Annotated in this window: 13 protein-coding genes; 2 read left to right on the top strand and 11 right to left on the bottom strand. The window is 37.3% G+C overall.

Features of this window, described 5'->3' with window-relative positions; all coding sequences use genetic code 11:
- Nucleotides 1-21: 21 nt before the first annotated feature.
- The 10 genes from ACFXN8_RS25090 to ACFXN8_RS25045 all read right to left on the bottom strand — a co-directional run bounded on the left by ACFXN8_RS25090 (nucleotide 22) and on the right by ACFXN8_RS25045 (nucleotide 12,241).
- A complete protein-coding gene (locus tag ACFXN8_RS25090; protein ID WP_386848151.1) occupies nucleotides 22-363 on the bottom strand; it encodes a hypothetical protein in 342 nt (113 codons plus the stop codon).
- A gap of 64 nt (nucleotides 364-427) precedes the next feature.
- Complete coding sequence (locus ACFXN8_RS25085) at nucleotides 428-2,509, bottom strand: catalase (RefSeq protein ID WP_386848150.1); 2,082 nt, start codon at nucleotides 2,507-2,509, stop codon at nucleotides 428-430.
- Between the two features lie 475 nt (nucleotides 2,510-2,984).
- On the bottom strand, nucleotides 2,985-4,481 hold the full coding sequence (glpK, locus tag ACFXN8_RS25080) for a glycerol kinase GlpK (protein ID WP_376071525.1): 1,497 nt from the start codon (nucleotides 4,479-4,481) through the stop codon (nucleotides 2,985-2,987).
- 27 nt (nucleotides 4,482-4,508) lie between these two features.
- Entirely contained in the window at nucleotides 4,509-5,312 is an 804-nt protein-coding gene (locus ACFXN8_RS25075) for an MIP/aquaporin family protein (protein ID WP_376071523.1), read from the bottom strand.
- Nucleotides 5,313-5,467: 155 nt separating this feature from the next.
- Nucleotides 5,468-6,031 (bottom strand): glycerol-3-phosphate responsive antiterminator, encoded by a 564-nt coding sequence (locus ACFXN8_RS25070; RefSeq protein WP_376071521.1) that lies wholly within the window; start codon nucleotides 6,029-6,031, stop codon nucleotides 5,468-5,470.
- Nucleotides 6,032-6,158: 127 nt separating this feature from the next.
- Entirely contained in the window at nucleotides 6,159-7,802 is a 1,644-nt protein-coding gene (locus ACFXN8_RS25065) for a glycerol-3-phosphate dehydrogenase/oxidase (protein ID WP_386848149.1), read from the bottom strand.
- 541 nt (nucleotides 7,803-8,343) lie between these two features.
- Entirely contained in the window at nucleotides 8,344-8,919 is a 576-nt protein-coding gene (locus tag ACFXN8_RS25060) for an RloB family protein (protein WP_376071517.1), read from the bottom strand.
- Between the two features lie 118 nt (nucleotides 8,920-9,037).
- Nucleotides 9,038-10,321, bottom strand: a complete 1,284-nt coding sequence (locus ACFXN8_RS25055; protein WP_386848148.1) for an AAA family ATPase — start codon at nucleotides 10,319-10,321, stop codon at nucleotides 9,038-9,040.
- Nucleotides 10,322-10,590: 269 nt separating this feature from the next.
- On the bottom strand, nucleotides 10,591-11,763 hold the full coding sequence (locus tag ACFXN8_RS25050; protein ID WP_386848147.1) for an MFS transporter: 1,173 nt from the start codon (nucleotides 11,761-11,763) through the stop codon (nucleotides 10,591-10,593).
- Between the two features lie 166 nt (nucleotides 11,764-11,929).
- Nucleotides 11,930-12,241 (bottom strand): ArsR/SmtB family transcription factor, encoded by a 312-nt coding sequence (locus ACFXN8_RS25045; protein WP_386848146.1) that lies wholly within the window; start codon nucleotides 12,239-12,241, stop codon nucleotides 11,930-11,932.
- Between the two features lie 294 nt (nucleotides 12,242-12,535).
- Here ACFXN8_RS25045 and ACFXN8_RS25040 point away from each other — a divergent pair, with 294 nt between their 5' ends.
- Both ACFXN8_RS25040 and ACFXN8_RS25035 read left to right on the top strand, forming a co-directional pair.
- Nucleotides 12,536-13,132 (top strand): TetR/AcrR family transcriptional regulator, encoded by a 597-nt coding sequence (locus ACFXN8_RS25040; RefSeq protein WP_386848145.1) that lies wholly within the window; start codon nucleotides 12,536-12,538, stop codon nucleotides 13,130-13,132.
- Nucleotides 13,133-13,295: 163 nt separating this feature from the next.
- On the top strand, nucleotides 13,296-13,946 hold the full coding sequence (locus ACFXN8_RS25035; protein ID WP_386848144.1) for a DJ-1/PfpI family protein: 651 nt from the start codon (nucleotides 13,296-13,298) through the stop codon (nucleotides 13,944-13,946).
- A gap of 52 nt (nucleotides 13,947-13,998) precedes the next feature.
- Here ACFXN8_RS25035 and ACFXN8_RS25030 read toward each other — a convergent pair whose 3' ends face one another.
- Complete coding sequence (locus ACFXN8_RS25030) at nucleotides 13,999-14,670, bottom strand: NAD-dependent epimerase/dehydratase family protein (protein ID WP_386848143.1); 672 nt, start codon at nucleotides 14,668-14,670, stop codon at nucleotides 13,999-14,001.
- Nucleotides 14,671-14,771 lie beyond the last annotated feature (101 nt).

Here is a 14,771-nt window from a genome sequence, read left to right as displayed (position 1 = left end):
CTCACACCCCCTCCCCGGTTACTACCTCTGCTTCCGCGGGTATTTCCTCTGCTTCCGCGGGTATTCTCTCTGCTTCCGCGGGTATTCTCTCTGCTTCCGCGGATATTCGCTCTGCTCGCGGGTATTTCCTTTGCTTCCGCGGGTATTCTCTCTGCTTCCGCGGGTATTCTCCCTGCTTCCGCGGGTATTCGCTCTTCTTCCGCGGGTATTCTCCCTGCTTCCGCGGGTATTCACTCTGCTTCCGCGGGTATTCTCCCTGCTTCCGCGGGTATTCGCTCTTCTTCCGCGGGTATTCTCTCTGCCCGCGGGTATTCCCTCTGCTCCCGCGGATATTCCCTCTGCTCCCGCGGATATTCCCTCCACTTCTTCCGCGGGTATTCCCTCTGCCCGCAGGTATTTCCTGCTCCCACGGGCAAAATAATGTAAGTTAATAAATATTCCGTTCCCAAAAGCGCTGTTGAGCTATGGCGTTGACAAATTTTTTTGCGAAGTCTTTGTCGCCAGTGGCCAACACAATGCCTGGCCCGACATTGGCATTGGACATATTAAAAAATGTCGTTCCGGATGTAGCGAATCCAATTGGTTTGTAATGTCTATACGCTTCATTGATATAATTAACAATATGAGAATTGAACTTTGCCTGATTTTTTGCTCTTACGCCTACAACATATAATGAATCAAATAGTACCGCATCCGTAGTAATAAATGTGTCACTTGCTGTTAACTGTACGCCATCACTACTAGTAACAACCCCTAATCTGTCGGAAATAATACTGTATCGAACCCCCTGTCTTGTTAAATACTTCAGTATTTCTCCAACTTCATTTGCATCAAATCCATCACCTAGTAGCACGCCTACTTTAAGTGTTTGTGGCATTTTTATTGTATTAGCCTGACTAAGTGCAGGTGAAGATAACGTGACATTTACCTGCTCTCCTTTTGGACGATTAACACCAATATACTCGGCCACAGTCGTCGCCATTGCTTTATCAACACGGACAAACATATCGACAACCTGTTGGCGAACAGACTTACTTTTCACCTTCCCTACCTCAAAACTAAAGGCATCAATGATATGCTGTTTTTCAGGAGGTGACATACTATTCCAAAACAGCCTTGCCTGTGAGAAATGGTCATCAAACGATTTACTACGTGCTCGTGTAATACGTCCTTCAACCTTTTCTTCATAGTGAACAAAGCCACCTTCCCTTGCCGTTGACGTTGATGGTGAATTATTGGCCAAGGAATTTTTATGATAGCTCACTTTTCCTATATTAATAGTTTGTCGACTAAAGCCATTGCGCTGATTGTTATGAATTGGACAAACGGGTCGGTTAATCGGTATTTCAGAAAAGTTTGGTCCCCCTAGACGTATGAGTTGTGTATCTAAATAAGAAAACAGCCGGCCCTGTAACAGCGGATCATTTGTAAAATCTATACCAGGCACAACATTTCCTGGATGGAAGGCAACTTGCTCTGTTTCTGCGAAAACATTATCTACATTACGATTCAAGGTCATTTTCCCAATCTTTTTAACTGGCACTATCTCCTCGGGCCAAAGCTTTGTTGCATCCAAAATATCAAAATCAAATTTAAATTCGTCCTCTGGCTCAAGCATTTGTACACCAAGCTCGTATTCTGGATAATCACCTATCTCAATTGATTCCCATAAATCACGTCGTTGAAAATCTGGATCCTTTCCAGCAATAATTTGCGCTTCATCCCAAATGAGTGAATGAACACCTAACACAGGCTTCCAATGAAATTTCACAAATCTCGACTTTCCTTTATCATTGACGAAACGGAAAGCATGAACACCGAAGCCTTCCATCATTCGAAAACTTCTAGGTATTGCTCGATCAGACATATGCCACATAATCATATGTGCAATTTCCTGATTGTTCGCCACAAAATCCCAAAACGTATCGTGTGCCGAGGCTGCTTGTGGCATTTCATTATGAGGCTCAGGCTTTACCGCATGAATTAAATCAGGAAACTTAATGGCATCTTGAATAAAAAAGACCGGTATATTATTACCAACTAAATCATAATTGCCTTCGTCCGTGTAAAATTTCGTCGCAAAGCCGCGAACATCACGTGCAGTATCCATCGATCCTAAGCTTCCAACTACGGTTGAAAATCTGACAAAAACAGGTGTTTTCTTATTAGGGTCCTGTAAAAATCTTGCTTTAGTATACTCCCCCATCGATTCATACAACTCAAATTCTCCATGTGCCGCAAAGCCTCTCGCATGGACTACACGCTCTGGAATACGTTCATGATCAAAATGCGTTATTTTCTCTCGAAAGTGAAAATCCTCCATAATGGTTGGCCCACGAACTCCAGCCTTCAACGAATTCTCATCATTCGAAACTTTTAGCCCCTGATTCGTCGTCATCTTTTTCCCTTCATTATCGACACGAAACGGCTCTAGCTGCTGATCCTTCGCATTCTCATCGAAATTTTTGCCCTGATTCGACTTAGATTTATCCACGCAATCCCCTTTCATTCCAATACTCATAATTCTCAATATATACTATATGTTTTTATGGAATAAACATGCTTCAAGGCATTGCTACAGAAAAACTTTCTCAATTGTTTCTTGATTTACAACAAAATAACTACCCTTCCCATTCAGCACAAAAAGTCGCTACATCATAGAACCTTCATTTTGCTTTTTTATAATTATTCGCAAATATTTTTAAAAAGATATTCCTCTGCTATAACAAATTAGATAAAGTTATTCCAGAAATCAAAAAACTTGGATTTAACGAATCATTTAATGATGAACGCAGAGTGTTTTTTTACAGAAGGGAGAGATGATATTTGGAGTTTTTTATATTTATTCTACATATTCTAAACATTACCTAAAACAAAACCTCGATTGGCCAATGAAGTGACCCCCAGTTAGATTTTTGTCTAACAACTTGGACCCGCTTCAAATCAGCCTATCAAGGTTTTTTCATTACTATTCAGCTATCTTTTTATTTAAATGCTTGAGCAGCTGCTACAGCTTTTTTCCACCCTGCATAGATTTCTTCACGATGTGAGTCATCCATATTAGGTGTGAATTGACGATTTAAATTCCAATACTCACTAATTTCATCTGTCGAGTTCCAGAAGCCAACTGCTAAACCTGCTAAATACGCAGCACCTAAAGCTGTTGTTTCATTAACGACTGGACGATCAACAGGAACGTTTAATAAATCTGATTGGAATTGCATTAAGAAATTATTTGCAACTGCCCCACCATCTACACGTAATTTCGCCAACGGAATATTGGCATCTGCTTCCATTGCACCAAGTACGTCTTTTGTTTGATACGCCAACGATTCTAATGTTGCACGTACAAAATGTTCTTTAGAAGTACCGCGCGTTAAACCGAAAACTGCGCCTCGTACATCAGAATCCCAATAAGGTGTCCCTAGACCAACGAATGCAGGAACTACATAAACGCCATCACTCGATTCCACACGTGCAGCATATTGCTCAGATTCTGAAGCAGAACGGAACATTCGTAAGCCATCACGTAACCATTGAATCGCAGAACCAGCTACGAAAATGCTTCCTTCTAAAGCGTAAGTTACTTTGCCATTTAAGCCCCATGCAAGTGTAGTTAATAAGCCGTTCTCTGATTTTACTGCCTTTTCACCAGTATTCATCAACATAAAGCAGCCCGTACCGTAAGTGTTTTTAACCATACCTTCTTCAAAGCAAGCCTGACCGAATAATGCAGCTTGTTGATCACCTGCAGCCCCCGCAATTGGAACAGCAGAGCCAAAGAACAGAGCTTCCTCCGTATAGCCATACACTTCTGAAGAAGGACGAACCTCCGGAAGCATAGAAGCAGGAACGCCTAGAATGTCTAAAATTTCTTCATCCCATTTTAAATCATAAATGTTGTACATTAATGTACGAGAAGCATTTGAATAATCTGTAACATGGACTTTACCACCTGTTAATTTCCATATTAACCACGTATCAATTGTACCGAATAATAAATCGCCTGCTTCAGCTTTTTCACGAGCACCTTCAACATTGTCTAAAATCCATTTTACTTTTGTACCAGAGAAGTATGCATCGATTAATAAACCTGTTTTATCACGGAATAAGTCATTGTAACCGTTTTCTTTCAGTTCCTCACAAATAGCGTTCGTTTGGCGTGATTGCCAGACAATCGCATTATAAATTGGTTTCCCAGAATGTTTATCCCAAACAACAGTTGTTTCGCGTTGGTTTGTAATACCGATCCCAGCAATTTGGTTTGATTCAATATTTTTTGCAGAAAGCACTGTGGCGATACAAGAAAGAATAGAAGACCAAATTTCTTCTGCATGATGTTCAACCCATCCGGATTGTGGGAAATATTGCGGGAATTCTTGTTGTGCAACGTGGAGAATGCTCCCTTTTTCATCAAATAAAATAGCACGTGAGCTTGTTGTACCTTGGTCTAAAGCTAAAATATATTTTTTTTCTGACATCGGACATACCTCCAAATAATTTTTAAATTACTCTTCACTTTTAACATTTTTCACTGTCATTTGAGCACTGATAAAAATAATTACTACGATAATAGCGAATACCCAAAAGGCGATGCTATTTTCTCCCTCAAAAATTTGTTGGAAAAATAGGGCACCAAACGTACCACCGATAATTGGACCTACAACTGGAATCCATGCGTATGACCACCCTGAGTCACGTTTACCTGGGATTGGTAAGAAAAAGTGCGCAATACGTGGACCTAAGTCACGTGCAGGGTTAATTGCATAACCAGTAGGACCTCCTAATGCCATCCCGATAACTACAATAAGCATACCAACTAGAAATGGATTTAAGCCATCCGTAATTGTATTTGTTCCTAATGCTAGAATACCTAAAACAAGTATAAATGTACCAATCATTTCTGAGATTAAATTCGATAATGGATGTTTAATAGCAGGCATTGTAGAAAATACAGCCAGTTTCGCATCTGGATCTTTCGTGCCTTTCCAATGTGGTAAATACATGAAATAAACGAGTACCCCACCTAAAAATGCACCAATCAATTGTGCAGCAATGTAAGTAGGTACGTCTTCCCATGGGAAATTACCGATTGTAGCAAGCGCGATTGTTAAAGCAGGATTTAAATGAGCCCCACTAATACCACCAACAGCATATGCAGCCATAGCCACACCTAGACCCCAAGCAAATGTAATCACTACCCATCCACCGCCAAAACCTTTCGATTTGTGCAATGATACACCTGCAACAACGCCACCACCGAATAAAATAAGAATCATCGTGCCGACAAGTTCAGCTGTAAATGTTGACATACAAAAAGCCCCCTTTGTTATAGTACACCTAGTAAAAAAATAAACCCACACTTAAACAAACTGCACGTTATAATGCAGATGAATAAATGTGGGTTCCTTTTCCTAACCACGCGCTTTTTAACTTATGTACAGTGTAGAGAAAATAGTATACATAGTCAACGATATTTTTGGAAATTTTCCCACAAGTTCTTATTTGATGTCGTAATCGCTACTGCTCCAGCTGATAAAGCCTCCTCTATACTTTCAGCCGTGCGGACTAGTCCACCTGTAATAACAGGAATTTTTGTACGCTGGTGCACTTCTGAAATCATAGAAGGAATGATACCTGGTAATAATTCAATATAATCTGGTTTTGCTGATTCAATCATTGAAAAGCTTTTTTCAAGCGCGATCGTATCAATTAAAAAGACACGCTGAATAGCAATAATCCCACGAGCTTTTGCTTTTATTAACATATTAGAGCGAGTGGAAATTATTCCTGCCGGACGGATATCATTGCATAAAAAATCAGCTGCAAAGTTATCCGTTTTTAAGCCGTGAATTAAATCTGCATGAATAATTAATTTTTTACCGTTCCGATCCGCCTCTCGCTTTATCGACATGAGCAAACTAATATGCACTTCTAATAGAACAATGTATTCGAATCGACTATTTAATATTTCATCAAATTGCTTCACTGTTCGTGCAGCGGGAATAATTTGTTGATTATTGAAATTCATTTGATTTCCCCTTTATATGCCACAGGACGTGGTGTTCTTTGACTGATTCCCTATATTTCAGGGTGTTTGGACACCTGCTGAAAGAAGTTAAAAAGTCAGGTCGCCATTAAGACGACCCTCATTTTTATTATAATGCAGTTGTAGCTCTTGTTATTTCTAAATTTAAATCTTTTTCATATTGTGTACGTTGTTCAGGAGACCACTGTAATTGTTTTGCCATTTCATCTAATACCGCATCTTTAAATTGTTTTACAAGGGCGATATTAAAGAACATATATGCTGTACGGCGAATCATAAAGTCGTTTGGATGAACAACCATTTCATGATGAATACCATACAGTAGCTGAGCATATAGCCCTTGTGGTAAAACAGGATGCTTTTCTTTGGCATATTCAAAAACAGTGTCCACATTAGAACCGTAATGATGTGCTAAATGTTTTGCTTCCTCTTCTGATAATCCAATTTCGACACCCATTTTTGTTCGTTTTGACACGAAGGCATCTAAGTTTTGGGAGCCACCAACATCTCCACCAGATATTTGAATACTCTTTGTATGACATGGTTTTGATGAAATGCCAAAGCGTTGCTCTAAATCTTGTGCAATCTTATTTAAAACTGTTTCAGCCATTTTACGATAACCTGTTAATTTACCGCCAGCAATTGTCACAAGACCTGAAGGTGATTCCCATACTTCGTCCTTACGAGAAATTTCAGATGGATTTTTACCTTCCTCATGAATTAATGGGCGGACACCTGCCCAGCTTGATTCGATATCTGCATCAGTGACTTTAACTTTTGGAAACATGTAATGAATTGCCTTCATAATATAATCACGATCTTCTTGATGGATATTCATTTCACGCGCATCGCCTTCGTAAAATGTATCTGTCGTTCCAACATAAGTTTTCCCATTTCGAGGAATCGCAAACACCATACGACCATCTGGTGTATCAAAGTAGACAGCTTGACGTAGTGGGAATTTAGATTCATCAAAAACGATGTGCACACCTTTTGATAAAATTAAATGCTTACCATTTTGTTTTCCTTCGATAGTACGAACTTCATCTACCCACGGACCAGCAGCATTTACAACTCTTTTTGCACGAATATTAAATGCGTTATGAGCAATTAAATCTTGTGCTACGATACCATTAATTTTCTTTTCGTCATTGTATAAAAAGTTTTCTGCCTTTGTATAGTTAATGAGTGTAGCACCTTTTTCAATGGCAGCTTTGGCAACTTCGACTGTCAGACGTGCATCATCTGTACGATATTCTACATATACACCACCGCCACGTAATTCCTCAGCTTTGACCAAAGGTTCCTTTTCTATTGTTTTTGCAGGATTTAACATATATCGACGCTCAGAACGTTTAACCCCTGCTAAAAAATCATAGACACGTAGGCCAACATTCGTTGAGAATTTACCGAATGTACCTCCTTTATGGAATGGAAGTAACATCCAAACCGGCGTTGTTACATGTGGTCCATTTTCATAAACAATCGCACGCTCTTTCCCTAATTCTGCAACCTCTTTTATTTCAAATTGTTTTAAATAACGAAGTCCACCGTGCACTAATTTTGTCGAACGACTAGAAGTCCCAGCGGCGAAGTCTTGCATTTCAACTACCGCTACAGATAGTCCACGAGCAATTGCATCAAGTGCAATACCACAACCCGTAATACCGCCACCAATCACCAATAAATCGTATTCTTTACTTTGTAATTCTTCAATCGTTTGTTGACGTTGTATTGCTGAAGCCGTACTCATAATGAAATTCCTCCTTAATTTAAGAACGAAAAAGAAGAGACCATTAAAAGCACATGCACAAAATGTACATATGTTTTTAATGGTCTCTCAATCGCTCAAACCTTATATTAACTTACCCTCATTGTAATGTGTTTAGAAAGAAAAGGCAAGTTAGATAGGTTAAATAATACAAATCAACATGCACTTTTCAATCATTTATAGGTTTGGAACGCTCATATGTACTGTTCAATTGTCATGGCTTCTGGTGTTATTTATTCCCCAATACCAAAAATTTATTTATCTACCTTTTTGAATGGTGGATATTGGATAAATAAATCTTAGTTGTCATCGTCGCATTGAAAAAGTTCACATCCGATTTTCCATAAAAAAACTATAAAGTAGACTATTCATCATAACGTGGGGTTGATTTCCGTTCCGACTGGGCGCTTTGTTGCTGACGCTTCGCTTTCGCCTACGTTTTAATAAATTTCATTTCTAACTTTTTGGATACGAGCTAATAATTGCAGGTTCTCCATTAAGCGACGGAAAACCTGCTTGGGCATTAAAATATGTATTGTATCATTTCATGTATGTTGCAATAAGGATTGTCACGGCTTTCTGTCTTGCGAAGTGCCATCATATCTGTGCAATTTTTAATAGCAACCTCATGTCGAAGTGCGATAGGTGCAATGACTGACTCATCCGCTTTATGGCGAAAATAACGTGTTATTCCAAGATGCTGCTCCATCTTGTCATTTAATACTGCTCGAGGATACTTTTCAGACATATCGACCTCCTCAAAATGCAACAGTAGCCATAATTCGAACGCTTCATTTGAATAGGCAATATGAATATTATTCTCCTCACAAAAGTCATTCACTTCCTCTAATTGCTTTTCGGTTAAATCATCCTTATCAAAAACAATCCAAACCTCATCAAAATATTGATAACTCGAATCTCGATAGGCATGCTGGGCAAGCTTAATAGCCGAACGTTTAACGTTTTTTATTTTGACACTTACCATTTTGGAGCGCTTTAAAATACGCAGTTGCTCAAAATAAATGCGTTCGGTTTCACCTTCACAATAAATTAAAATAGTTTTACGCAGTGTTCGATTCCCTTGTTGACGTACTCTCACTGCTCAGATACCTCCACTTCCTATCAATTAAGCCTCGGCATAATTGTAGCTGTCGCTAACGCTTTCGCACAGATAGATTGCCACAGGGCGAGGCGTTCTTAGACTGAGTTTCTTTATTTCAGTGGCTGTTTGGATACCCGCTGAAAGAAGTTAAATATTGTTCGGATAAATATTCATTAATAACCGGTGTCGCCCCAAATTCTCCTTTTAAGTAACGCTTGGCATAGGAAATATCTCCGCGTTTCTTCTGCAAATCTGCAAAATCAAATAAGGAGTATAACTCGGATTCATTTTTAAAGCTTTTATTGACAAACCATATTTGATCGGAACGCAATGGCTGGTCTAATAAATCAATTTCATGACTTGTGACAACAAATTGATTCGTAACGTTACGCTTGCTGTTCATAATGGCCATTAAAAACTCGCAGATGGACACATGAAATGCTGTATCAAATTCATCTATAAAAATAGTCTTCCCCTTATTGTATGCATCAACAATGACACATGCTAAATGCAGCATACGGACTGTCCCCTTTGAATCCATCGTCCAATTGATCATCTCTGTCCCGATTGGCGCACCTGCTTCATCAAACGATAAATAGTGCAAATCAATATCCACTTCTTGAATAACCTCTGGTGTGTCAAAATCATAGCCAATCGTATTTTTCTCTCTACGCTCAACGCGTCTTGCCGTCACATCTTGAATAGAAAAGTCTGCAATCTTTAGTAACTTCATCACTTCTTTTTTAAAGGACTCCTCTTCAAGTTTACGAATAAGTGGATGACTTGATAACCGATTTGCTTCATCTAAAAACAGTATTTTATGTAAAAACCAATCAAATATTTTCGTAGCATCTGGGTCATTAAAGACATTTAATACTGATAAGAACGCTGTATTATTACGCGTATATTTTGTCAGCTCTAACGCTGTGCTTTCGGCAGTTTCATACAAATATTCTGTCCCATCCCATTGTCTATTAAAGAGCTGCTCTTTCATGGATTTTGTCGTTTTAGTTAGGCATTCATAAAGGACCTGTGAAGCATTATACTGTACCTCATAATCGTACAATACCCCATCTAGTAATAACGAAATCATAAATTCTGTCGGTTGCCCTTGCTGACCTCCTAACTTAAACGGCTGGTAGGGCAAGCGCAATTGTTTAACATTATTAAGATTTTCAAAGTTAAACAATAAAGAACGTAAAATTTTAATAGCAGTGAATAAGTTCGATTTTCCACTTCCATTTGGTCCAAAAATAAAGGCGCTTTTTACAAGGCGAAGCGAGTCAAATTTCATCGTATGTGTGTCCTTTAATTTACGAATACGGCTTCCCGCCACCATCGAAAATAGCGTTTCGTCTTTATAACTCAGGCAATTTTTCACTCTAAAATCTACTAGCATGTGTAAACCCCCGTTCAATTCCGCAACATCCCTTTAAACAATTATTATACTATAGTCGCGAAAAAAGACATATTACTCAGAATAAATCTATAAAACGCTAAAAGTTTTTCGTGAAACAAACAATACATTAACCATTTTTATTAATTGGAAGACGCTAATTTCCGCTAAGGGCTACTCACTTTCCTGGGAACGAGCAGACAAAACATTGTTGCTGTCGCTTCGCTTTCACACAGAAAACATTCGCTCCGTTACTGGGGCTCGCAATTATTTTAATTTGATGACGATGGAATACTAGAGTTGAAAAGTTTTATTTTTATTAATATCAATACGAAAGAAAGCAGTGAAAAAATAATGCCGCTCCAAATAAGTTGATGAATTCCTAATTGAGAAATAAACCAACCGCCAAAAAATGTTCCTAAAGTAATTCCAAGATTTGAAAATGAAACAAATAGGCTATTACCAAATTCAGGGGCTTCTTTAGCTTCACTTATTAACCATGCCTGACTAACGATTAAACCGCCAGAATGTACGATTCCCCAAATGAATACCATAAAAATCATTGGAACGAAATAAGAACCTAAATAATAAACGAATAAGTAAACGAATAAATATAGTACCGGAAATGATATTACAGTTTTCAACATGTTTCTTTGTAAAAGAAATCCAAATAAAGAATTACCTAAAATCATAATTACGCCAAATATTAGCAACATAATACTAATCAAGGAGCCATTCATGTGAGTGACTTTTGCAAGGTATTCAGCAAAATAACTGTATACCGAAAACATAGCTGCAAAAATAAATACAACAGTTCCTATATTTAACCATAATTCGGTTTTTCGTAATATACCGACTTGCTTGCCAAAAGACATTTTTTCTTTAACAGGCATAGAAGGTAGCAATATTAATATTCCTATAAAGGCTACAGCATTTACAATCGCTACAAACAAGAAAGCAATCTCTAATGAAAACTGTTCTGCAAGATAAGAAGTTAATGGTACACCTAAAGCAAAGCCAACCGTAATTCCCATGAAAACTTTCGAAACTGCTCGGCCGCTTTTTTCTGGAGGAACAAGATTAGCTGCAGTTACAAGGGCTATTGAAAAGAATAGAGGGTGAAGTGCCGCAGGAATAATACGAAAAATAAGCATAACTTCAAAATGTGTCGTATAAGCATAAAAAATATTAGAAATAGCAAATATAAATATTGTTGTTAATAAAAGTAGCTTACGATTAATCCCAGACACAAGTAATATTAAAAATGGTCCAGAGATAGCAACAACTAGAGCAAATATACTCACTAACAAACCTGCTTGTGCGGTTGAAACCTCAAATTTTTGAGCTATTTGTGGTAATACTCCGACAATACTCATTTCTGTTGTAATAATTCCAAATACACCTATTGCTAGTATAAAAATAAGTAAAGGATTTACTTTTCGCATTAATAAAAATCTCCAATCTTAAATTGATTTAATTAAAAATAATTGAGCATTGTTACAAATATTGATAGGTGTAAAATCATAATTTCTCCACACACAAATATATATAATTCTATATATCTGTATATTTAGATGTATTGAACCAAAAAAAAGAAATCCTCCTTTCTATTTATAATTCTTTTTGAACATACTGTCGAAATTCTTCTATTGTTTTCTCATCCCGACGATAATAAGTCCACTTTCCAATACGTTCGGATTGTAATAACCCAGCTTGTTGCATAGTTAATAAATAATTAGAGATAACTGATTGAGCCAGTCCTGCTTTCAATTGAATATCTCTTACACATACACCAATTTGAAAACTAATCCCTTGTTGTAAATAAATTTTTTCATCAAAAAATTCCTCTGGATTCTTTAACCATAATAATATTTGACGTCTTGTATCGTTTGATAATGCTTTATAGATTTGTGAAGGTTCCATAAAATTCATTATATCTATTTTTATAGATTTGTAAACGGAGTTTTAAAAGTTAAAGTTATCTGTCTATTCCAGAGTCCATACCTTTAATTGCATATGATGCTTATCTCTCTTATTCTTTAATTATTGTATCTTCTAATTAATAAGCTTTTGCCATCTCGTTGTGGTATCACTTTCATAAATCTTTAGATTGTTAATTTATTTTACTGATCGAAATCACAAAATTTTTAACTCTATTTTAAAGTTATTTCATTTTTAGATATAATAATTACTAACATATGTGAGGGAAAAGGTGAAATGATGAAGGAAGATAAAGTTCGCGATCTCATTATCCAAACTTCCTTAGCCTTATTTAATAAAAAGGGCTACAGTCAAACTTCTATTCAAGATATTATGAGTGCAACAGGATTACCAAAAGGTGCGATTTATAGACGTTTTGAAAACAAGAATGAAATTGCTCTCGCTTCATTTGAGTATTCTGGAAGTATTGTTTGGAATCATTTTTTAGAAGCTACTAAATCAAAAGATTCAGCTACTGAAAAATTAATAGCAATGTTTGAGGTGTATCAAGATGCTGCTAATAATCCACCTGTTAATGGGGGATGTCCACTACTAAATACGGCCATAGAAACAGATTATGGTTTCCCAGAGCTTCATGAAAAAGCTGCTGAAGCACATAATCAAACATTACTTTTTATTCAATCTATCATTGAAGAGGGAGTAAAATCAAAAGAATTTCTTCAAAATATAGATTCTTATTCTTTAGCATCCTTTTTATTTTCAACTTTAGAAGGTGCTGTTATGGCGAGCCGTTTGTCTTTAAATAATGAGCATATGCATTATAGCATTGAGCAAATCAAAAAACTTTTACAATACTACTCATCAAAGAACTAGAGGCATATATTAATTCCTCTAGTTTTTTTGTTGTTCACTAAAATGTAATAATTAAATTATGGAAAATAAGCCTATAAACGTATAAAATAAATTCGGACCGGACAGTCCGGTCCGAATAATCAACCAAACCAATCCAATCATTTTCTTAAAAGGAGAGATTAACATGAAAGTTGCAATCTTGCTTTTCGATGGAATTACTGCACTAGATGCAATTGGTCCATACGAAGTATTCGCCGCTACACAAAAATGTGAAGTAAAGTTCGTCGCTAAGCAAAAAGGAATCATCAGACTTGACTCAAAAATGGGTTATTTGCACGCCGATTATAGCTTTTCTGAAATTACCTCTGCTGATATTCTAGTCGTTCCTGGCTGTAGCCCTCCAAACTACAAAAATCCTATGAATGACGAAGAAACGTTGAATTGGATTCGTAAAATTAATAACACTTCAAAATGGACTACTTCAGTCTGCAACGGCTCTTTGATTTTAAGCGCAGCAGGCTTATTAAAGGGAGCTGTAGCAACATGTCATTGGGGATCCTTTGATCTTCTTCAATCACTAGGAACTATACCAACAGATGAAAGGGTTGTCCGCCATGAAAAAATCGTAACATCTGCAGGGGTATCTTCAGGTATTGATATGGCGCTTCAATTGGTAGCTTGGGAATTTGGGGAAGATATAAGTAAAGGGGTCCAATTAATTTTAGAATACGATCCGCAGCCACCGTTCGATACAGGTTCCATTAAAAAAGCACCTGCTTCATTAGTCGAAAAGATGAAAAAATCGCTTCAGGAAATTTCAAATAAAGATTCGTGATATGTAATTAAAGATCAACGCCAAGGTTCCTTGTCTCCTTGGCGTTGTTAAACTAAATTTCTACTATCTTTTCATCTTGTAACGCTTGCAATGTACGCTCTATACCTTCCGCAAAAGAAATTTTTGGCCTCCATCCTATTGCCTTCGCTAATTTTTCATTATTTAAAAACGAATGCTCAATATCTCCCTCTCTCGCAGGAGCATATTGAATTTCTAAAGGATGATTTAAATGCTGCAATAATAGAATGACTTGATGAATCGACCATGCTTCATTCGTTGATACATTATAAATGCCCTGTAATCTAGCCTGTACACCGGCATAAATAGCATCCGCAATATCATCTACATATATGAAATCTCGTGTTTGCTCTCCATCTCCATAAATTGTGAAGGGCCTTCCCTCTATACTGCTTCTTAGCATGCAAGGAATAACCGCCGCTTCCCCCTGCATACATTGCCTTGGACCAAATACATTAGCAAATCTATAAATTAATGTTGGTAAACGATAATCTTTTTGCCATTTCTCGCAGTATGTCTCACCAATACTTTTGTTTAATCCATACATCGAAATCGGCTCACTAACATCTGTTTCTTCTATTGGAGGATAGTGACTATCTCCATAAACAGCTGCCGACGAGGCAAAAACGAAATGCTTTACCTTATATTTTGACGATAAGAAGAGCATCTGACTAAGCCCTACAATATTCGATAAAACATCCTTCACTGGTTATTGTATCGATTTTTGGACACTCGTTTGCGCTGCACAATGGATAACCACATCAAATGCTGTTTCTTTAAAGAGATGCTCACAAACTTCATCTTCCA

Source organism: Lysinibacillus sp. NPDC059133 (assembly GCF_042755925.1).
Taxonomy (GTDB): Bacteria; Bacillota; Bacilli; order Bacillales_A; family Planococcaceae; genus Lysinibacillus.
Note: the sequence above shows the minus strand (reverse complement) of the source record. Positions and strands in the feature narration are given on the sequence as shown.